The organism is Streptomyces sp. DH-12 (assembly GCF_002899455.1).
In the GTDB taxonomy this organism is placed as follows: Bacteria; Actinomycetota; Actinomycetes; order Streptomycetales; family Streptomycetaceae; genus Streptomyces.
The window spans coordinates 6,760,603-6,779,161 of record NZ_PPFB01000001.1 but is presented as its reverse complement, the minus strand read 5'-3'; the positions used below and the strand labels follow the sequence as shown (position 1 = coordinate 6,779,161).

The window sequence follows — 18,559 nt, the reverse complement described above, 5'->3', positions numbered from 1 at the left end:
CCCGGGGTACCCGGAAGTCCCGGTCTCGTGGCAGCCATGACGTTCGTGGGGAGTGGGCAATGAGGACCGCCGTGATCCGGTCGCAGGAGCGGACCGTGGACGGGCACACCAGCGCCGGCACCGAGGGCGAGGACCTTCGCGGCCCCGGTGACCCGCGCGCCGTCGCGCCCCGCGACGCACGCGCGCTCTCCCGGCAGTTCTTCCGGCGTCTGGAGGAGCTGGAGGAAGGCACCCACGAGTACCAGTACGCGCGCAACACGCTCATCGAGATGAACATGTCCCTCGTGCGCTTCGCGGCCGGGCGGTTCCGCGGCCGCGGCGACGACATGGACGACATCGTGCAGACCGGCATGATCGGCCTGATCAAGGCCATCGACCGGTTCGAGCTGTCCCGCGAGGTCGAGTTCACCTCCTTCGCGCTGCCGTACATCGTGGGCGAGATCAAGCGCTTCTTCCGTGACACCACCTGGGCCGTGCACGTGCCGCGCCGGCTGCAGGAGCTGCGCGTGGAGCTGGCGAAGGCCCGCGAGGAGCTGTCGAGCCGGCTGGACCGCGAGCCCACCGTCGCCGAGCTGGCGACCCTGATGAACATCACCGAGCAGCAGGTCGTCGAGGGGCAGATCGCCGCGAACGGCTACAACTCCTCCTCGCTGGACGCCGCGCTCACCGGGGACGGCCCGGAGAACGGCGAGGCCGTCCTCGCCGACTTCATCGGCGTCGAGGAGGAGCGGCTGGCCCTGGTGGAGGACTTCCACGCGCTGGCCCCGCTGATGGCGGAGCTGAGCGACCGCGACCGCGAGATCCTTCACATGCGGTTCGTCGAGGAGGCCACGCAGGCGGAGATCGGCGAGCGGCTGGGCTGCTCGCAGATGCACGTCTCGCGTCTGATCAAGCGGATCATCACCCGGCTGCGGACCGGCATGCTCGGTGAGCTGGGCTGCGCCTGACGCCCCACGGCACGCCGAAGGCGCCCCTGACGGTCCTGAGCCGGCCCAGGGGCGCTGTCGCGAGGAGCGAGGGAGAAAGGGGCAGTGCCGTTCAGCCGCCGGTGAGGTCGATCACCGCGCGAACGCGTTTGCCGACCGGTACGCGCTCCACACCGACGTCCCGCGCCAGCGCGCGCACGATCTCCAGTCCGTGCCGTCCGATCCGCTGCGGGTCGCGCGGGAAGACGCGGGGCAGGGCGCCGTTGCTGTCGTAGACGGCCACCGTGAGCGTGGTGTCCGTGCCCTCCAGCTCCAGGATGTACGGCCCGTCGCTGTGCCGGTCGGCGTTGGTGACCAGTTCGCTCACCACCAGGAGCACGGCGCCCTCCGCCTTGGCGTCGACCGTGGCGCACCACTCGGTCCTCAGCTGCTCGAGGAACTGCGCGGCGAAGTGCCGCGCCTCGGCGATGCAGCCCTGCTCGCCGGTGAAGTGTGCCGCCCGCCGCAGCGGTTCCACGGGCACGTCGAAACCAGTCGGTATCACTACCCCGTCCAAGCGATAGGTCATGCGTTTCCCTCTGCGACGCCGGGTCGGCCGGACGATGCGCACCGGTCCTGGTACCCCGAGTCGGCCGGGGCAGTCCTGCTGATCGGTGTTCGATTTCCCCGTCGGGGAAACCGTTATACCTGACCGGCGCGCAGGGGGGCGCCGTGCACGGACCGACAGCCGTACGTACGGAGCCTGACCGCCCTGCCCGCGGTGACGCTGGGCGGCGGCCACGGAACGCCGGGGCGGCGCACACGCGGGTCCGCCGGGGGCGGCGACCCGCGCGGACGGACCTCCCGGCGGGCGGCCGGGACAGGCGCTGCTTAGCGTGCACACGTGAGCGCACACTCCCCCTCTCCTCCGCGGTCCCCGTTCCACGGCTGGGTGCCCGCCCTGGTCACGGTGGCCGGCTCACTGGCCGCGATGGGCGTGGTGGCGGCGCTGGGGCTCTGGGCGGCCGGAGCGGCCGGCCTCCCGGAGGGCGCCTTCGGTCCGGTGCTCGCCGCCGTCCTGGTGCTCGCCGTGGGCGGCACGGTACGGCTCTCCGGGGACGCCGGCGATCTGGCCGGCGCGGAGGGCGGCCTGACGGTGATCCCGCTGTCCGTCACCCTGACCGGGGCGCTGGTGCTCGGCTGGTGCTTCCTGCGTCCGCTGCGCCGCCGCACGGCGGTGGGCGCACCCGGGCCGGCGGGGTGGGCGGCGCGGGTCGCCGTGCTGTGGCTGCCGGCGGTCCTCGGTCTGGCGCTGGCCGCCCGGCGCACCTTCGAGGTCCCCCTCGGGGACGACCTGCTCGGCGACCTGGGCGAACTGTTCGGGGTGCGGCCGGTGGCGGGTTTCGCCGCGGACGTGCTGCCGACCGTGCTGACCGGCCTGGTGTGGCTGGCGGGCGTGCTGGTGGTGGCGCTGCTGGTGTCGCGCGGTGCGCCGCTGCCGCCCGAGCTGGCGCGGTTCCGGGCGGGGGCGCGGCCCGCGGCACGCGCGGTGGTGGGGCTGCTGCTCGCCTCCGTGGCCGTCGCGTTCGTCGTCGCGCTGGTGGCGGCCGCCGCCCGGGGGCGTCCGGCCGAGACGTTCGCGGTGATCCTGCTGGGGCTGCCCAACGTGGCCTGGCCGGCGCTGACCATCGGGCTGGGGGCGACCTGGGAGGGCAGGGTGGAGGGGCCGTTCGGGCTGCCCATGCCGCGGGTGCTGGACGAGGTGCTGCGCACCCCGGACGTCTCCGAGCTGAACCTGGGCTCGCTCGTGGAGCACGACGGCGGCCGCTGGTGGTGGCTGCTGGTGGCCGCCGCGGTCCTGGTGGCGGGCGCGGCCTGCTTCATGGCGGCCGCCTCGCCCGCGGGGGTGCCGCCCTGGCAGCACGCCGTGCGGCTGGCGGTGGCGCTGGCCCTCGCGGTGCTCACGATCGGCTCGACGGCCCGCGTCTCCGCGAGGATCGGCCTGTCGGTGCTCGGCATCGGCGACCTCGGCGAAGGCCTGTCCGGGCAGGTGCTGCTGGAGCCGCGGCTGTGGGGCGCGTCGGGGCTGGCCCTGCTGTGGGGCCTGGTCGCGGGCTTCGCGGGGGCGTGGGCGGTGCGGGGGGCCGGGCGGCGGAAGCGCTGAGGGACGGTCCGGTCTCAGGCGACCGGGACGCCGAGGACGCGGGCGGCGCGCTGCATCCGCAGGGCGTCCACCGATTCGGCGAGGAGTTCGTACTCCGTGGTGTCGTCGCCGGTGGCGACCCGCACCATGCGTCCGGCGGCGAGCGTCTCGGCCACCTGTTCCTGCCGCTCGACGTCACCGCACCAGGTGCGCAGCACGGTGGGGACATCGGGCACGCCGTCGGGGACGGGGACGAGCGCGCCCGAGGGTAAGTGCTCGGCCTCGGGCTGCGGGTCGAGGCGCTCGGCGATCCACAGGGCACGGTCACGCAGCCACCACAGGGCGAGGGCGAGGGTCGGCGCCCGGTAGGTGCCCAGGGGCACCCCGATACGCCGGCCGTCGCAGACCCCGTACGCCGTGACGTGGCACAGGAATTCGTCGTGCACGTTCCCTCCCCCGCTGCGTGCTCGCCCGCCGGTTCCGGGCCGGCTGCCCGCTCCGTGGCTCGCGTGCTGTGCGTGAGGGCGCCGTCGCGCGGTGTGAAGCGCTCTCGTGTCGAGTATGTTCACCGCTGAAACACTGTCACCATATGTTTCCGGCCAGTCTCCTGGCATATGCAAGGCGTTTCCTGGCCGAAACGACGCGGGTGCGCACATCGCCCGAGGTGACCGGTGTGCCGCCGGACCCGTGGGGAGGGACGCACGGGCCGGGACGGCCGTGGCCCGGCCGCCGGCCCCGCGCGGGGGACGGCGGCCGGTGACCTGCGGTCACTGCCTGACGATCGCGTCGATGCGCGTCAGCTCCTCGTCGGAGAAGTCGAGGTCGCGGGTGGCGGCGACGCTGTCCTCCAGCTGCTGCGGGCTGCTCGCGCCGACCAGCGCGGAGGTGAGGCGGCCGCCGCGCAGCACCCAGGACAGGGCCATCTGCGCGAGGCTCTGGCCGCGGGCGGACGCGATGTCGGCCAGCGCGCGGAGCCGGCCCACCAGCTCCTCGGTGAGGGCGTCGGTGTTCAGGAAGGGGCTGTCGCTCGCGGCCCGGGAGTCCTCGGGGATGCCGTCCAGGTAGCGGGAGGTCAGCAGGCCCTGCTCCAGCGGGGAGTAGGCGATGGAGCCGACCTGGAGCTCGTCCAGGGCGTCCATCAGGCCCTCGTCCTCCGGGCGGCGGTCCAGCATCGAGTAGCGCGGCTGGTTGATCAGCAGCGGGGTGCCCAGCTCGCCGAGGATGCGGGCGGCCTCCCGGGTCTGCTCGGCGTCGTAGTTGGAGACGCCGACGTACAGCGCCTTGCCCTGCTGCACCGCCGAGTGCAGGGCGCCCATCGTCTCCTCGAGCGGGGTGTCCGGGTCGAAGCGGTGCGAGTAGAAGATGTCGACGTGGTCCAGGCCCATCCGGCTCAGGCTCTGGTCCAGCGAGGACAGCAGGTACTTGCGCGAGCCCCATTCACCGTACGGGCCGGGCCACATCAGGTAGCCGGCCTTGGTGGAGATCACCAGCTCGTCGCGGTACCGCGCGAAGTCGGTCTTCAGCGCCTCACCGAGGACGGACTCGGCGGCCCCGGGCGGCGGGCCGTAGTTGTTGGCGAGGTCGAAGTGCGTGACGCCCAGGTCGAAGGCGCGGCGCAGGATGGCCCGCTGGGTCTCGGCCGGGCGGTCGGGACCGAAGTTGTGCCAGAGGCCGAGCGAGAGCGCGGGCAGCTTCAGGCCGCTGCGTCCGGCGCGGCGGTAGGGCATGTCCGCGTAACGGTCGGGGTGTGCGGTGTACAACGCGACTCCAGAGGGGTTGTCCCACGTCTTGGCGTTCGTCTTGCGTTCGTCTCGGCGGTTCGTCGAACCGCCCGTCCACTCTGTCGTGACCTGCGGGGAGCGGTCCAACAGAAGAATCCGATGGAATTGTGCGGCTACGCTTCTCAATCATGGAACTGCGCCATCTCCAGCATTTCGTGGCCGTCGCCGAGGACCGGCACTTCACCCGTGCGGCGGAACGGCTGATGGTCTCCCAGTCGGGCCTGTCGGCGTCCGTCCGGGCGCTGGAGCGCGAGCTGCAGACACCGCTGTTCGTGCGGACCACCCGCAGGGTGACGCTCACCGAGGCGGGGCGGGCGCTGCTCGCGGAGGCCGAACGCATCCTGGCACAGGTGCGGGCCGCGCACGAGGCGGTGGCCGCGGTGCAGGGCGTGCTGCGCGGCACCCTCGCGGTGGGGACGGAGCAGTGCATCGCCGGGGTGAACGTGGCCGGGCTGCTCGCCGCGTTCCGACGGCGCCACCCGGACGTGGAGATACGGCTGCGGCAGTGGGGCTCGGCCGCGCTCGCCGAGGAGGTCGCGGCCGGGCGGCTGGACCTCGCCTTCGCCTACCGCACCGACGCGGACCCGGACCAGCTGCGCGCCGTGCCGCTGACCGGCGAGCCGATGACCGTGCTGTGCCACCCCGGTCACCGGCTCGCCCGCGCCGGGGCGCCGGTCACCCCGCAGGAGCTGGCCGGCGAGGTGTTCGTCGACTTCCACCCCGACTGGGGCCCGCGCCGCGCCACCGATGCGGCCTTCGCGGTCGCGGACGTGCGGCGCACGGTGGCGCTGGAGGTGAACGACGTGCACAGCCTGCTCGACCTGGTCGACGAGAACCTGGGCGTGGCGGTGGTGCCGCGGCACTTCCGGCACAAGCGCCCGTCGCTCACCGCGCTGCCGCTCAAGGACACCGGCGAGGCGGCGTACGAGACGGTGGCGCTGGTGCCGTCGCCGCGCGCGACCAGCCCGGCGGCGCGGGCGCTGATGGAGCTGCTGGACACCGGGACGCGTGACGCCGGAAGGTGAGCGAGTCTGGAGCCATGCATGCCAAGGACATCCTCATCGACGGCTTCGGCCGCGTCCGGGAAGAGGTGCACGCCGCCGTCGAGGGCCTCGGCCCCGACGAGCTCGCCGCCCGGCCCGCGCCGGACGCCAACAGCATCGCGTGGCTGGTGTGGCACCTCACCCGGATCCAGGACGACCACGTGGCGGACGCCTTCGGGCTGGAGCAGGTGTGGCCGGCCGACGGCTGGGAGGAGCGGTTCGGGCTCGGCCTGCCGCGCGGCGCGACCGGGTTCGGGCACACCCCGGCGCAGGTCGCCGAGGTCCGCGTCGAGTCGGCCGACCTGCTGACCGGCTATCACGACGCCGTGCACGAGCAGACCCTGGGCGCCCTGCGGACGCTCACCGCCAAGGACCTGCGACGCGTCGTCGACGAGAACTGGGACCCGCCGGTCACCCTGGGCGTGCGGCTGGTCAGCGTCCTGTCCGACGACCTCCAGCACGTCGGACAGGCCGCCTACGCCCGCGGGCTGCTGCAGAGCGCCGCTTCGTAACCCGGCAGGACGACGTCCCGGATCAGCGCGACGCGCTCGTCGTACGGCAGGAACGCGCTCTTGACCGCGTTCAGGGTGACCGTGCGCAGGTCCTCGGCCGTCCAGCCGGCCTGCTCGACCAGCAGGGTCATCTCCCGGGTCATGGTGGTGCCGGAGACCAGGCGGTTGTCGGTGTTGACGGTGACGCGGAAGCCGAGGTCCTTCAGCGGGGTGATCGGGTGCTCGGCGATCGAGGTCGCGGCGCCGGTCTGGAGGTTGGAGGTGGGGCACATCTCCAGGGCGATGCGGCGGTCGCGGACCCAGGAGGCGAGCCGGCCGAGCTTGCCGCCCCCGAGGTCCGGGATGTCCTCGGTGAGGCGCACGCCGTGCCCGATGCGCTGGGCGCCGCACACCTGGAGGGCCTGGTGGATGCTGGGCAGTCCGTGGGCCTCGCCGGCGTGGATGGTGAACGGCACGCTCTCGCGGCGCAGGTGCTCGAAGGCGGCGAGGTGGTCGGCGGGCGGGAAGCCGTCCTCGGCGCCGGCGATGTCGAAGCCGACGACCCCGGCGTCCCGGAAGGCGACGGCCAGGTCGGCGGCCTCGCGGACCCGGTCGAACATCCGCATGCCGCACAGCAGCGTGCCGACCCGGACGGGCGTGCCGGCGGCGGCCGCCTTGGCCATGCCGGCGGCCAGACCCTCCTGGACGGTCTCCACGACCTCGCGCATGGTCAGCCCGCCCCGGGTGTTCAGCTCGGGGGCGTAGCGCACCTCGCCGTAGACGACCCCGTCGGCGGCGAGGTCGAGGACGTACTCCTCGGCGGTGCGCAGCAGGCCCTCGCGGGTCTGCATCACGGCCAGGGTGTGCTCGAAGGTGGCGATGTAGCGGACCAGGTCGCCGGAGTTCGCGGCCTCCACGTACCAGGCGGCGAGCTCGTCCGGGTCGGTGGTGGGCAGCGGGTGGCCGACGGTCTCGGCCAGCTCCACGACCGTGGCCGGGCGCAGGCCGCCGTCGAGGTGGTCGTGCAGGACCGCCTTGGGGAGGCGGCGGATCGTGTCGGCGTCTATGCGCGTAGATGACATGGCTGGCGGTTCCTCGCGTGTGGTTCGGCGTGGTGGATCAGACGGCGGGCCGGAGCAGGTCCCAGCGGTTGCCGTACAGGTCCTGGAAGACGGCGACCGAGCCGTACGGCTCGTGGCGCGGCTCCTCCAGGAAGGTCACCCCGGCGGCGGTCATGCGGGCGTGGTCGCGGGCGAAGTCGTCGGTGTGCAGGAAGAAGCCCACGCGTCCGCCGGTCTGGTCGCCCACCCGGGCCCGCTGCTCCTCCCCCGCGGCGCGGGCCAGCAGCAGCGCGGCGCCGGTGTGCCCGGCGCCGGGCTCGACGACGACCCAGCGGCCGCCGTCCGGCCGGGGCGCGTCCTCGACGAGCCGGAAGCCGAGGGCCTCGGTGTAGAAGCGGATCGCCTCGTCGTAGTCGTGGACGACGAGGGTGACCAGGGCGATGCGTCTCATCGTCACCTCTCGCAGGGGTTGACCGAAGAGGTTATACGTAAAACTGCCGTATGCGCCAGTCCCGCCCCGGCGCCCGGTCCGGGGCGGGCCGACGTGACGCCTCACGGATAGGCGTAGGTGTTCAGCGCGGCGACGGCGGCCGCGGGGTTCCCCAGGTCGTAGCGGTCGACGGCGAGGTAGGTGGGCTTCTTGCGGGCGGCCGGCTGGCAGAACCGGCGGGCGCGGTCGGCGAGCTTGGCGTTGTCGGTGGCGGCCGTGGAGGCGACGGCGGCGTCCCGGAAGTGGTTCATGACGAAGAGGGGCCGGAAGCCGGGCTCGGTGCGGGTCAGCGGGATCGTGGTGTCCGCGTCGTACCAGCGGCTGTGGCAGGACCAGTCGGAGGCGCCCACGCCCGGCCCCATGGACCAGTGGTTCTCGACGGTCCACTCCCGCTGGTACATCACACCGAAGCTGTCCCGCGTCAGCCCGGCCGACCGGTCCGCCTCCTTGCTGTGGTCGGTGAAGATCAGCAACCGGTGTCCGGCGGCGGCCAGTTCGCCCATCGTGGGCCAGCCGTGCTCGCGCACCCCGGTGCGGTCGGGGCGGTAGAGCACGTCCGGCAGACCCCGCACCCGGTCCAGTTCGGCGCGCAGGACGCCCGGCTCGACGTAGTCCTCGAGGAAGACGGTGACGAACTCCTCGGGGTGGGCGCGCAGGAAGTCGGTGATCCGCTGGAGGTCCACCCACAGGGCGACGGGTCTGCGCACCAGGGTGCAGCTGTTGTGACAGAGGACGGCGCCGTCCGGCGTCTGGTGGATGTCCAGCATGAACCCGCGTACGCCGTCGGCGAGTTGCTGTTGGACGCCACGGTTCTGGTTGGGGAAGAGGTCGATGAGGGGCGGGGCGAAACCACCGTCGACGCCGTTCGCGTAGGCGTTGTGCGCGGTGAGGAACGTGACCTGGTCCAGGGTGCGCCGCTCCCGCGGCGGCACGGGGCCGCCGGGCGTGTCGACCGGGGTGAGGTACCAGGACGCGAGGTCGCCGTCACCGCCCCCGACCGACAGCGGCGCGGGGTGAGTGGCTCCGGCGGGTTTCGGGGCGACGGTGAGCCGCCCGCCGGTGCCGGGTGCGGCGAGCGCGTACCGGTCGGCGCCGAGCGGGGCGAGCCGCCAGCGCGCCTCGGCGGCTCCGCAGGACACGGTGCGGGCCCGGTCGCCGGCCCGTCCGAGACAGACGCCGGGGCTGTCGGTGCTCTCCAGCAGGTGTCCGGCGCCGTCGGGGCGCAGGGACCACTGCTGGCGGTCCTCGTTCCCGCGCGGCCGATGCTGTTCGACCGTCCCGGAGGCGTCGGCGGCGTTGAGGCCGGTGACGGCGCTCTGGACGTAGTACGTGCCGGGCGGCGGCACGGTGTCGGCGCCCGCCGCGGGCGCGGGCGCCGCGACCGCCGCGGCGAGCGCGGCGGTCGTGACGGCGGTGGCGAGCAGGGCGTGGGGGGTGCGCATGCGGTTCCCTTCGTCCGGAGGGGGCGGACCGTTCCCCGGGGCGTGCCGCGCCCCGGAGAACGGTCAGGTGCATGACATCACGCCCGGCCGCCGGCGTCAGCAGTACAGGTTGCCGCCGGGAGTCGTCCCGAGGATCTCGGTGAACTGCTGGTACTTCGTCACCCGGCTCTGCACCTGCGCCGGGTTCCTCCCGTCGCACTCCAGGGAGCCGTTGATGCTGCGGATCGTCTGGCCGAATCCAGCCCCGTTGACCATGGCCGCGTGCGGGGTCATGCTGCCCGGCCCCCTCTGGGTGTTCCAGTACCAGAGGGCGGTCTTCCAGGCGACGGCCGCGTCGTTCTGCACCAGCCAGGGGTTGTTGAGCAGGTCGATGCCCAGCGCGTCGCCCGCCGCCTTGTAGTTGAAGTTCCAGCTCAGCTGGATGGGCCCACGCCCGTAGTAGGCGGCCTGGCCGGCCGGGCAGCCGTACGGCTGGCTCCAGTCGCAGTAGTGCGGGTAGTTGGCCTGGTTCTGCTCCACGACGTGCACCAGGCCGCCGGTCTCGTGACTGACGTTGGCGAGGAACGCGGCGGCCTCCTGCTTCTTCACCGTGTCGCTGCCGGTGTTGGCGAAGCCGGGATAGGCGCTGAGCGCGGCGGTGAGGCCGCTGTACGTGTAGAAGGGGTTCCGGTTCGGGAACATCCGGTTGAACTGCGCCTCGGTCACGACGAAGTTCCCGACGGGCGTCCCGGGCCCGTTGTCACAGGCGTACGGCTCCCAGTACCAGGTGCTGATGGTGGGGTCGTAGCCCGGGTTGGCGTGTTCGGCCACGTACGCCTTGCCGTCGGTGTAGCGGACGATCGCGCCCGCCTCGTACCACTGTCCGGCGACCCAGGCGGGGTAGCTGGAACACGCGGCCGCGGTGGCGGCCGAGGCGGTCGTGGTCGCGGCGGGGAGCAGCAGGGGCGCGCTGCCGGCGAGGACGAGGGCAGCGGTCACGGCGGCGATACGACGTCTCGACAAGGGATCAACTCCTTCGCGGAACACGGCCGCTCCCGGGACGAGGACATGCCGGGGCGAGACCTCGCCCGCACGCGCCGGCGGGGCCGGTCACGGCGTGGGCGCGGCCGTGGTGGGGGGTGTGGAGCACACTCAAGCGCTTTGGTCTGTACCAGTCAAGGGTCCAGACCAGTCAGATTGGCGCGCACACGCCCACGCACCGTTCGGACGCGCGGCCGCGGGATGCGGCGGCCCGCCCTCGCGCCGCCGACCGGGGCGCCATGATCATCCAGCGGCCCGGCACGCCGTCCGGCGGCCCGGTCCGCCCCGGCAAGGGCATCCGGCTCCTCGGCGGCCACGGGATCCCGCCGCTGCCCCGCGAGGCCGGCTCCGGTCCGCGTGCGCGGACCCTCGCGGACCACACCGTCCTGAAGAATGGAGCGGCGTTCCCGCCTGCTCCCGCGTCGGCGACCAGGCACGGCGAGGGAGCGGCGTCCGACTACACATAAAGGGGAAATAAGCGCACAATGGGATATACGCGGCGCTTCCCGCATACCGCACCCAGACGCGGTCAGGCCTGCTAGTCGAAGGAGAGGACTATGGCCAACGTCTCACACCAGCGCGGTGATCTCTCCAGTCATCCGGACGCACCCGAGATGCGCGCACGGTACGAGCGTGTCCTCGGCAGCCGTGACGTGGCCTTCGTGGACGGGCCGGTGTTCCTGCTCGGCCTCTACTGCGCGGTGTCCCCGTGGGTCCTCCACTACACGACGAGCCAGCCGTCGCTCGTGGCGCACAACCTGATCGTCGGCATCGCGATCGGCCTGCTCGCCCTCGGCTTCACGGCGGCCCCCTCGCGCATGTACGGCCTCAGCGGAGCCATGTGCGCGCTGGGCATCTGGATGATCATCTCGCCATGGGTGGTGGGCACCGACCCCGACGCCGGAGTGATCTGGAACAACCTCATCATCGGCGCCCTCACCGTGATCCTGGGCACCGCCTGCGCCGCCACCGCGGCCAGGGCCGCTTCCAAGTCGTCGCGGTCGTAGAGCCCACGAGGACTCCCTCACCCCCGGCCGGTCCGCGCGCCCCGCGGACCGGCCCCTTCTCCGCGCGTGTGCCGCGTCGCCCGGCGCCTTCGACGACTGCCGCCGCGGGCAGCGGGCAGACGCACCTCAGCGGAGGACACGGAAAGGGGAGACATGGAGATCGACGGCATCATCAGTGCCCTCGTCATCGGCATCGTCATCGGCGTCCTGGGCCGACTGGTCGTCCCGGGCCGCCAGCGCATCGGGGTGCTGTGGACGATCCTCGTCGGCATCGTCGCCGCCCTCATCGGCTCGGCCCTCGCGGCGGCGTTCGGGGTGGCGGACACCAAGGGGGTGGACTGGGTGGAGTGGCTGATCCAGATCGGCCTCGCGGCGGTGGGCGTGGCCGCCCTGGACCGCACGAAGGCCGGCCGCTGAGGCGCGGCGCCTCCGTGCGAGCGGTGGCCGTCCCGCGGGCCGTGGTCTGCACGCCCGGCGGGACGGCCACCGCTCCCGCATGTGCGGCGATGCACGGCCGTGCGGCCGGTTCCGCCGGCATCCGCGCGGTCCCACTCCTGTCGGCCCGGAGCCGGCCGTCACGGCCCCTCGATCCGGCCCCGCGTCGAGCGGCCCCTACCGGCGGTCACGCCGGTGCGGAGCCGGACCCGGGCCGTGTCCTCCCCGCCCGTGCCCCGGCCCGGGGGCGGGCTCGTACACGTACGGCGTCGTGACCGTCAGGGCCGTGAAGCCCAGGCGCCGCAGGATGGGGCGGCTCTGCGACGAGGCGTCGACGTGGAGGTGGCGGCGGCCGCGGGCGGCGGCGACGCGGGCGCGGTGGGCGACCAGGGCGCGGTAGACGCCGCGGCCCCGCCACTCCGGTACGGTGCCGCCGCCCCACAGCCCGGCGAACGTCGTGCCGGGGGTCAGTTCCAGGCGGGCCGCGCTCACCGGTTCCTCGCCGGCCAGGGCGAGGACGGCGACGACCTCGTCCGGGGTGGCGGTCAGCGCGTCGAGGAGCCGGCGGCGCAGGCGGGACGCGTCGTCGCCGAAGGCCCGTTCGTGCACCTCGGCCACCCGGTCGACACCGGTCCGGTCGGTGACCGGTACGACCCGGATGCCGTCGGGCACGTCCACGTTCAGGGACAGCCCGCCGGTCTCCGCCGCCATGAGCGTCTCGTCGGGCTCCCGGGTGAACCCGGCCGCGGTGAGTCGCCGGCCGAGGTCCGCCGGGGTGTCGTGGGCGTACAGCTTCCACTCGAAGGCGAGGCCGTGAGCCGTGTAGTGCGCGATCTGCTCCGCGATCGCCGCGTCCGCCTCGCCGGGCGAGGCGAGCCCGGACCAGACGACGCCGTTCCAGCCGTGCGCGGGGGCGGTGCGGCGCACCACCCGGCCGACGCGTTCGACGTGGTCGTCGGGGCCTTCGGGACGGGCTCCCTGTCGTATCTCGCGGTCGTAGAGGGCGAGCAGGGCCGGTGTGGTGGCGGCATGCATGCCAGGAGTGCATCAGCCGCCGGTCACGGAAGCAACGGGATTAGGGTGGCTCGCGATCGAGCCGCCGGAGGAGACGGGACGGGACCATGGCTGTGCGGGACGACGAACTGCCGTATCTGCGGCGCTGCGTGGAACTGGCCGCCGAGGCGCTGGAGGCGGGCGACGAGCCGTTCGGCTCGGTGCTGGTGTCCGGGGACGGCACGGTGCTCGCCGAGGACCACAACCGGGTGGCGTCCGGTGACCGCACCCGGCACCCGGAGTTCGAGCTGGCGCGCTGGGCGGCGGCGCACATGACGCCCGGGGAACGAGCGGCCGCCACCGTCTACACCTCCGGGGAGCACTGCCCGATGTGCGCCGCCGCCCACGCCTGGGTGGGCCTGGGACGCATCGTGTACGTCGCCTCGTCCGAGCAGCTGGCGGCCTGGCTGGCGGAGCTGGGCGTGCCCGAGCCGCCCGTGCGGACCCTGCCGGTCTCCGCGATCGCCCCGGGTGTGGCCGTGGAGGGGCCGGTGCCTGAACTGACCGGGGACATCGCGGCGTTGCACCGGCGGTTCCATCGGCGAAGCGACTGACGAAAGCCGCCCCGGGTCCGTCCGGCACGGCGGACCCGGGGCGGCGGAGCGTTTCCGCCGGGCGGTCAGCCGCCCGTGCGGAGCCGGGCGCGGCGGTGGAGGGCGATCCCGCCCAGGAACAGTGCGGCGCCGGTCGCGAGCACCGGGACCGTCCGGTCCGCGCCCGTCTCGGCGAGCGCGACCTGCTCCGCGGGGGCCGCCTGCTGCGGCACGGGGGCGGGGAGGGTGCGGGCCGGCACGATCCGGTCGGGGTCGGGCTCCGCCGGACGCTCGCCGGGGGTGTTGACGGAGCTGTTGTCCGTGGCCGGGTCGCCGATGCCGACCACGTTCACGCTGTTGCCGCTCACGTTGACCGGGACGTGCGCCGGCAGCTGCACGCCGTTGCCCGACAGCAGGCCCGGCGAGCCCTGCGCGTCGCTCCCGGCGGACGCGCCGGACGTGCCCGACCCGCCGGACGTGCCCGACCCGCCGGACGTGCCCGACCCGCCGGACGTGCCCTTCGCGGAGCCGCGGGACGCGTCCTCCTGTCGGACGTCCTCGTTGACGCAGGTGTTGCCCGCGGCCGGGTTGAGGAGGCCCACCACGTTCACCGTGTTCCCGCACACGTTCGCCGGGACGTGCACCGGGAGCTGCACGGAGTTCCCGGACACCGCTCCGGGCGATCCGGCCGCGACGCCCCCCGCCCCGGAATCGGCGTACGCCGGCATCGCCATGGCCATCGCGCCGGACGCGGCGGCGACGGCGATCGCACCGTTTCGGGTAACCCTTCGCATAGGTTCCCTGCCCTTCCAGACTTGGTCGCGAGCGTTCGCCCGCCACCGGATAGAACGCGGGCGTGGCATCCGGGTTATGGCTCCTCCGTATGCCGCATCCGGTTCACCCCCCAGGGGGTCCCGGCGTTCGAACCCCGGCAAAGTCCGTCGAACTCCCGGTGCCCGAACACACGGACGCGGGACCGACGCCGGCGCCGCGCGTCCGACGGGCGGGCGCGGCGGGACCCGCTTATGGTGGGCGAGGGCGCCGGTCGGGGCGCCTTGGGAGGCTTCGATGCTGGGCGAGCTGTCCGAGCGACTCCGGGGCGGTGACCACGCGAACGCGCTGCCGCCCTCCTTCCGGCGTGGCGCGGCGGCCGGAGCGGTCGGGCTGGTCCTGCTGGCGACCGGCCTGACGGCCACCGGCCGCGACGAGCCGGACCTCGGCCGCTTCCACGACCAGACGATCGCGTGGTCCGCCTGCGAGGGCACGGAGGTGCCGGAGGACCTCCAGTGCGGGACGGTCACCGTGCCGCTCGACTACGCCGACCCCGGCAAGGGCACCCTCGAGCTGGCGCTCGCCCGCTACCGCGCGTCCTCCGACGACCCCCGCGGCTCGGTGCTGCTGAACTTCGGCGGTCCGGGCGGCTCCGGGGTGCAGGGGCTCGCCCAGGGCCGCAAGGACTTCCTCGGTCTGACCGACGACTACGACGTGGTGTCGTTCGACCCGCGGGGCGTGGGCCGCTCCTCCCCGGTGAGCTGCGGGACCGACGCCACCAGCCGCGCGCTGGAGGCGACCGACGGCGAGGAGACGGGCGATCCGCGGGACGCGCTGCGGCAGTTGCGCGAGGTGGCGGCCGAGTGCGAGAAGAACTCCGGGCCGGTCCTCGCCCACATGGGCACCGTGGACGTGGCCCGCGACCTGGACGTGATGCGTCAGGCGCTCGGCGACAAGAAGCTCAACTACCTCGGGTTCTCCTACGGGACCCGCCTCGGCGCGGTCTACGCGGCCCGGTTCCCCGACAAGGTCGGCCGGATGGCGCTGGACGGTGTGGACACGCTGACCGAGCCGCTGGCCGAGCAGGGGCTCGCCAGCGCCCGCGGGCAGCAGACGGCGCTGGACAACTTCCTCACCTGGTGCACCGGGGAACTCTCCTGCCCGTTCGGACAGGACGCGCGCGCCGCCCGCGCACAGGTCGTGGAGCTGGTCCGCTCCCTCGACGACACCCCGGTGCCGTCCGCCTTCGGCTACGAGTTCACCGGCCAGGACCTGGCCGGCGCCATCGCCCAGGGCCTCTACGCCAAGGAGATGTGGCCGCTGCTGCAGCGGGCGCTCGCCGAGCTGGTGGAGGACGGCGACACGAGCGGCGTGGAATCCCTCGCGTCCGGCGGGACGGCCCCCTCCCCCGCGCGCCCGGACGAGCCGCTCGCCGACGCGGAGGACGTGCCGCTGGACAATCTGCCGGCGGCGCTGATGGCGGTGAACTGCGCCGACGACCCCGACCGTCCGGACGCGGAACACCTCGCCGAGGAACTCACGCGCCTGCGTGAGACGTACGAGGAGGCGTCTCCGGTGTTCGGGCCGTACCGGCTGGCGCAGGTGGTGCTGTGCCACGGCCGGCCCAAGGGGACCGACTACATCCGCGAGCAGGTCAAGGACCTCGACACCCCGAAGATGCTGCTGGTGGGCACCCGGGGCGACCCGGCCACCCCGTACCACTGGACGGAGCAGACGGCGAAGCGGCTGGGCCCGTCGGCCGTGGTGCTGGACAACCGCGGCGAGGGCCACACCGGCTACGGTTCGTCCGAGTGCGTCCACCGCAAGGTCGACGACTTCCTGCTGCACGGCACGCTCCCGCCGAGCGGCAGCTCCTGCGGCGCGGAGGACGAGAACCGGATCTGACGCGGACCGGGCCCCCTCGCCCCCTTCACCCGGAGGCCTCCTCGGGGCCCCGCTCCTCGTCCGCGTCCCCGCCGGGCCGCAGTGTCCCGGCGACCCGCCCCGCGTCCGGCACGGACACCGCGATCCGTACGAACGGCGACGGGGGCCGGAGGTCCAGGACGACCACCGGGACGCCCGCCCGCACGGCGGCGAAGTCGCGGCCCAGGACGTGCTCCCGCTCCCCCACGCAGAACCGTCCCGGCCGGCAGCGGCCGACGACCGGTGTGCCGCGCACCGCGCGCCACCAGTCGGGCTCCACCCCGGTCGCCGCCACCCGGGACAGCGGCACCCGTACCGCGCGGCGGACCGGCGCACGGCACACCGGAGCTGGTGTGGCGGGCGGTGCGGCCGGTGTTCGAGGAGCAGGACCGCAAGCGCGCCGAGGAGGTGGCGCGCGAGCTGGAGTCCGCCCGCAGCCGCAAGGAGTTCGCGGCCGGTGTCGACGAGCTGTGGCAGAGCGCCCGCGAAGGGCGGATCCGGCTGCTGGCCGTCGAGGAGAACTACCGGATCACGGTCCGCGACGACGGCGAGCATCTGATCGCCGCCGAGGACGGCGACCCCGACGCCCGCGAGGACATCGTGGACGAGATCGTCGAGCAGTGCCTGGAGACGGGCGCCGAGGTGCGTTTCGTGCCGGACGGCGGCCTGGCCGACGCGCAGGGCATGGCGGCGGTGCCGCGCTACTGACGGGCGGACGGTATGCGGATCGGCCACCGCACACCCCCCTCGAACAGGCACCCGGCTGTCGAACGTGTGAGTGGGCCGGTCCGAGTGTCTGACGCACCGTCATATCACATGCGTATCATGGGACTTGGGGTGTCGAGCGGGTCCCGGATGACTACTTCGCGGTAACTCCGCGGGACAGTGACATATGCCGGTGGCACCACCTCGTCGTGTGTCGCCGAATCCCTCACAGGCCGTCGTGGGCTGTGCGACAGTCGTGACGGTCCCTCTCCGCCCGAAGGCCGTACCGTCCCGCATCGGAGTGCGTCATGCCGTCCTCTCTCCCCGCGGACCGCCCCGCCGCCCGGCCGCCGGGAGGCGGCCCGGTCGACGCGCTCATCTCGCAGACCCGGCGGCTCAAGGGCGAGGTGGACGCGGTGCGCCGCGACACCCCGGCCGACGCGGGAGACCCCCGGGAGCGCTGGCGTCGCGCGCTGTACGACCTGGCGATGCACCAGCTCGACGACCTGGACGAGCACCTGGCGCAGCTGCGGGACGACCCGCCGCCCGCGCCGGGCGTCCCGGCCGAGGAGTCACCCGCGCCGCCGGACCCGCCCCGCGCCTCCCTGCTCAGCCGGGTGGGCAGCGCGGAATGGCACCTCCTCACGGACGAGGTGAGCTGGTCCGGCGAGCTGTACCGGATCCTCGGCCGCGACCCGGCCGCTCCCCCGCTCACCCTCGACGAACTGCCCTCCCTCGTGTTCGACGAGGACCGGCCGCGGCTGACCGAGATGGTCACCGGCTGCCTGGTCGACGGCCGGCCCATCGACGGGGAGTTCCGCGTCGTGCACGCGGACGACGTCATACGGACCGTGCACATGATGGGCGAACCGGTGCTCGGCGCCGACGGCAGCACCGTCTCCATGTGGGCGGTCCTGCGCGACGTCAGCGAACTGCGCCGCTGCCGGAGGGCGGTGAGCGAGACCCGTGACTCGCTGCACCGGCACCGGCACGCCGCCGCGCGGAGCGAGCACCGGCTCGCGGTCGAGCTGCGGGAGGCCGTGCTGCCGACGTGGCACGGGTCCCTGCGCTTCCCTCGGCGCGGCCCGCGGGCCCTGGACGTGGCCGCCGCCCGTCTGCCCCCCTCCGGGCGCGCATCGGCCGGCGGCGACTGGTACGACGCCCTCGAACTGTCCGACGACGCGACCCTGCTCGGCGTCGGCGAGCTGACCGGACACGGCGTGGGCGCCACGTCCGGCGTGGCCCTGCTGCTCGGCGCCGTCCGGGGCATGGCCCTGGCCGGCACCGCACCCGGCCCCCTGCTGGACTGCCTCGACCGGCTGCTCGACACCACCGCCCAGCCGACCCTGGCCGGCGCCGTCTGCCTGCGCTACCGGCACGACACCCGCACCGCGGTGTGGGCGCGGGCCGGCAGCCCCGCCCCGCTGCTCTACCGCGGCCGGGCGGGGCGGGTGCTCGACGCACCGCGGGGGGCGCTGCTGGGCGCCGCCCCGGGCGCCGGACACGGGCAGGCCGAGGAGACCCTCGAGGTCGGCGACCTGCTCCTGCTGCACACCGACGGCCTGGTGCCCGGGTACACCGGGACGGCCGCCGTCCACCGCCTCCTCTCCCTGGCGCCCCGGTTCGCCGGGGGCCGTTCCGCCCAGGACTGCGTCCGGGAGGTCGTACGGGAGATCGGTGAAGGGGAGCGTGCCGGGCACGCCTGTGTGCTGGTGGCGCGGGTGGCCTCGTGACGAGGGCGGAGTCGCCTGGCGGC

At 74.0% G+C, this 18,559-nt stretch carries 20 protein-coding genes and 1 pseudogene; 11 read left to right on the top strand and 10 right to left on the bottom strand.

Going from position 1 to position 18,559, the window contains the following annotated elements; all coding sequences use genetic code 11:
• The first annotated feature begins 59 nt into the window (after positions 1-59).
• A complete protein-coding gene (locus C1708_RS29755; protein WP_106415584.1) occupies positions 60-947 on the top strand; it encodes a SigB/SigF/SigG family RNA polymerase sigma factor in 888 nt (295 codons plus the stop codon).
• A gap of 91 nt (positions 948-1,038) precedes the next feature.
• On the opposite strand, the gene C1708_RS29750 is transcribed toward C1708_RS29755, so the two are convergent.
• Complete coding sequence (locus C1708_RS29750; protein WP_106415583.1) at positions 1,039-1,494, bottom strand: ATP-binding protein; 456 nt, start codon at positions 1,492-1,494, stop codon at positions 1,039-1,041.
• A gap of 315 nt (positions 1,495-1,809) precedes the next feature.
• Between C1708_RS29750 and C1708_RS29745 the strand changes: the two genes are divergently transcribed.
• Positions 1,810-3,069, top strand: a complete 1,260-nt coding sequence (locus C1708_RS29745) for a streptophobe family protein (RefSeq protein ID WP_198602635.1) — start codon at positions 1,810-1,812, stop codon at positions 3,067-3,069.
• A gap of 14 nt (positions 3,070-3,083) precedes the next feature.
• Here C1708_RS29745 and C1708_RS29740 read toward each other — a convergent pair whose 3' ends face one another.
• Both C1708_RS29740 and mgrA read right to left on the bottom strand, forming a co-directional pair.
• Complete coding sequence (locus C1708_RS29740; protein WP_106415582.1) at positions 3,084-3,494, bottom strand: hypothetical protein; 411 nt, start codon at positions 3,492-3,494, stop codon at positions 3,084-3,086.
• A 321-nt stretch (positions 3,495-3,815) separates the two neighbouring features.
• Positions 3,816-4,808: an L-glyceraldehyde 3-phosphate reductase gene (mgrA, locus tag C1708_RS29735; RefSeq protein WP_106415581.1), complete on the bottom strand. Its 993-nt coding sequence runs from the start codon at positions 4,806-4,808 to the stop codon at positions 3,816-3,818.
• 149 nt (positions 4,809-4,957) lie between these two features.
• Here mgrA and C1708_RS29730 point away from each other — a divergent pair, with 149 nt between their 5' ends.
• The gene (locus C1708_RS29730; RefSeq protein ID WP_106415580.1) at positions 4,958-5,854 is read left to right on the top strand and encodes a LysR family transcriptional regulator; all 897 of its coding nucleotides are present in this window, start codon (positions 4,958-4,960) and stop codon (positions 5,852-5,854) included.
• Positions 5,855-5,868: 14 nt separating this feature from the next.
• Complete coding sequence (locus C1708_RS29725) at positions 5,869-6,384, top strand: mycothiol transferase (protein ID WP_106415579.1); 516 nt, start codon at positions 5,869-5,871, stop codon at positions 6,382-6,384.
• Here the strand turns inward: C1708_RS29725 and C1708_RS29720 are convergent.
• The 4 genes from C1708_RS29720 to C1708_RS29705 all read right to left on the bottom strand — a co-directional run bounded on the left by C1708_RS29720 (position 6,348) and on the right by C1708_RS29705 (position 10,358).
• Positions 6,348-7,445: an adenosine deaminase gene (locus C1708_RS29720; RefSeq protein ID WP_106415578.1), complete on the bottom strand. Its 1,098-nt coding sequence runs from the start codon at positions 7,443-7,445 to the stop codon at positions 6,348-6,350. The genes C1708_RS29725 and C1708_RS29720 overlap by 37 nt on opposite strands.
• 37 nt (positions 7,446-7,482) lie before the next feature.
• On the bottom strand, positions 7,483-7,875 hold the full coding sequence (locus C1708_RS29715) for a VOC family protein (RefSeq protein ID WP_106415577.1): 393 nt from the start codon (positions 7,873-7,875) through the stop codon (positions 7,483-7,485).
• Positions 7,876-7,976: 101 nt separating this feature from the next.
• Positions 7,977-9,356 (bottom strand): phosphoinositide-specific phospholipase C-related protein, encoded by a 1,380-nt coding sequence (locus tag C1708_RS29710; protein ID WP_106415576.1) that lies wholly within the window; start codon positions 9,354-9,356, stop codon positions 7,977-7,979.
• Between the two features lie 96 nt (positions 9,357-9,452).
• Positions 9,453-10,358: a glycoside hydrolase family 19 protein gene (locus tag C1708_RS29705; protein WP_106415575.1), complete on the bottom strand. Its 906-nt coding sequence runs from the start codon at positions 10,356-10,358 to the stop codon at positions 9,453-9,455.
• A gap of 257 nt (positions 10,359-10,615) precedes the next feature.
• Here C1708_RS29705 and C1708_RS29700 point away from each other — a divergent pair, with 257 nt between their 5' ends.
• The 3 genes from C1708_RS29700 (at position 10,616) to C1708_RS29690 (ending at position 11,800) form a co-directional block, all read left to right on the top strand.
• Positions 10,616-10,843, top strand: coding sequence for a hypothetical protein (locus C1708_RS29700; protein ID WP_106415574.1), 228 nt, complete (start codon positions 10,616-10,618; stop codon positions 10,841-10,843).
• Between the two features lie 90 nt (positions 10,844-10,933).
• Positions 10,934-11,383, top strand: a complete 450-nt coding sequence (locus tag C1708_RS29695; protein WP_106415573.1) for an SPW repeat protein — start codon at positions 10,934-10,936, stop codon at positions 11,381-11,383.
• 153 nt (positions 11,384-11,536) lie between these two features.
• Positions 11,537-11,800, top strand: coding sequence for a GlsB/YeaQ/YmgE family stress response membrane protein (locus C1708_RS29690; protein WP_106415572.1), 264 nt, complete (start codon positions 11,537-11,539; stop codon positions 11,798-11,800).
• Positions 11,801-11,995: 195 nt separating this feature from the next.
• On the opposite strand, the gene C1708_RS29685 is transcribed toward C1708_RS29690, so the two are convergent.
• Entirely contained in the window at positions 11,996-12,853 is an 858-nt protein-coding gene (locus C1708_RS29685) for a GNAT family N-acetyltransferase (protein WP_241911358.1), read from the bottom strand.
• 86 nt (positions 12,854-12,939) lie between these two features.
• On the opposite strand from C1708_RS29685, the gene C1708_RS29680 reads away from it, so the two are divergent.
• Positions 12,940-13,425: a nucleoside deaminase gene (locus tag C1708_RS29680; RefSeq protein ID WP_106415571.1), complete on the top strand. Its 486-nt coding sequence runs from the start codon at positions 12,940-12,942 to the stop codon at positions 13,423-13,425.
• Positions 13,426-13,490: 65 nt separating this feature from the next.
• Here the strand turns inward: C1708_RS29680 and C1708_RS29675 are convergent, their stop codons facing one another.
• Positions 13,491-14,198 carry a chaplin gene (locus C1708_RS29675; RefSeq protein ID WP_106415570.1) on the bottom strand — a complete coding sequence of 236 codons (708 nt, stop codon included), beginning with the start codon at positions 14,196-14,198 and terminating at the stop codon, positions 13,491-13,493.
• Between the two features lie 274 nt (positions 14,199-14,472).
• Between C1708_RS29675 and C1708_RS29670 the strand changes: the two genes are divergently transcribed.
• Positions 14,473-16,080: an alpha/beta hydrolase gene (locus C1708_RS29670; RefSeq protein WP_106415569.1), complete on the top strand. Its 1,608-nt coding sequence runs from the start codon at positions 14,473-14,475 to the stop codon at positions 16,078-16,080.
• Positions 16,081-16,105: 25 nt separating this feature from the next.
• Here the strand turns inward: C1708_RS29670 and C1708_RS29665 are convergent, their stop codons facing one another.
• Positions 16,106-16,441: a hypothetical protein gene (locus tag C1708_RS29665; RefSeq protein ID WP_241911357.1), complete on the bottom strand. Its 336-nt coding sequence runs from the start codon at positions 16,439-16,441 to the stop codon at positions 16,106-16,108.
• Here C1708_RS29665 and C1708_RS29660 point away from each other — a divergent pair.
• Both C1708_RS29660 and C1708_RS29655 read left to right on the top strand, forming a co-directional pair.
• Positions 16,402-16,806, top strand: a pseudogene (locus C1708_RS29660) (baeRF3 domain-containing protein); the annotation flags it as partial. The gene C1708_RS29665 and the pseudogene C1708_RS29660 overlap by 40 nt on opposite strands.
• Before the next feature lie 305 nt (positions 16,807-17,111).
• Complete coding sequence (locus tag C1708_RS29655) at positions 17,112-18,536, top strand: PP2C family protein-serine/threonine phosphatase (protein ID WP_106415568.1); 1,425 nt, start codon at positions 17,112-17,114, stop codon at positions 18,534-18,536.
• Positions 18,537-18,559: the final 23 nt, after the last annotated feature.

Coding starts and splice junctions, on each gene's coding strand:
- C1708_RS29730 (WP_106415580.1), top strand. CDS start 4,958: ATGGAACTGCGCCATCTCCAGCATTTCGTGGCCGTCGCCGAGGACCGG.
- C1708_RS29680 (WP_106415571.1), top strand. CDS start 12,940: ATGGCTGTGCGGGACGACGAACTGCCGTATCTGCGGCGCTGCGTGGAA.
- C1708_RS29695 (WP_106415573.1), top strand. CDS start 10,934: ATGGCCAACGTCTCACACCAGCGCGGTGATCTCTCCAGTCATCCGGAC.
- C1708_RS29725 (WP_106415579.1), top strand. CDS start 5,869: ATGCATGCCAAGGACATCCTCATCGACGGCTTCGGCCGCGTCCGGGAA.
- C1708_RS29655 (WP_106415568.1), top strand. CDS start 17,112: ATGCCGTCCTCTCTCCCCGCGGACCGCCCCGCCGCCCGGCCGCCGGGA.
- C1708_RS29715 (WP_106415577.1), bottom strand. CDS start 7,875: ATGAGACGCATCGCCCTGGTCACCCTCGTCGTCCACGACTACGACGAG.
- C1708_RS29700 (WP_106415574.1), top strand. CDS start 10,616: ATGATCATCCAGCGGCCCGGCACGCCGTCCGGCGGCCCGGTCCGCCCC.
- C1708_RS29750 (WP_106415583.1), bottom strand. CDS start 1,494: ATGACCTATCGCTTGGACGGGGTAGTGATACCGACTGGTTTCGACGTG.
- C1708_RS29670 (WP_106415569.1), top strand. CDS start 14,473: ATGCTGGGCGAGCTGTCCGAGCGACTCCGGGGCGGTGACCACGCGAAC.
- C1708_RS29690 (WP_106415572.1), top strand. CDS start 11,537: ATGGAGATCGACGGCATCATCAGTGCCCTCGTCATCGGCATCGTCATC.
- C1708_RS29720 (WP_106415578.1), bottom strand. CDS start 7,445: ATGTCATCTACGCGCATAGACGCCGACACGATCCGCCGCCTCCCCAAG.
- C1708_RS29710 (WP_106415576.1), bottom strand. CDS start 9,356: ATGCGCACCCCCCACGCCCTGCTCGCCACCGCCGTCACGACCGCCGCG.
- C1708_RS29755 (WP_106415584.1), top strand. CDS start 60: ATGAGGACCGCCGTGATCCGGTCGCAGGAGCGGACCGTGGACGGGCAC.
- C1708_RS29685 (WP_241911358.1), bottom strand. CDS start 12,853: ATGCATGCCGCCACCACACCGGCCCTGCTCGCCCTCTACGACCGCGAG.
- C1708_RS29675 (WP_106415570.1), bottom strand. CDS start 14,198: ATGCGAAGGGTTACCCGAAACGGTGCGATCGCCGTCGCCGCCGCGTCC.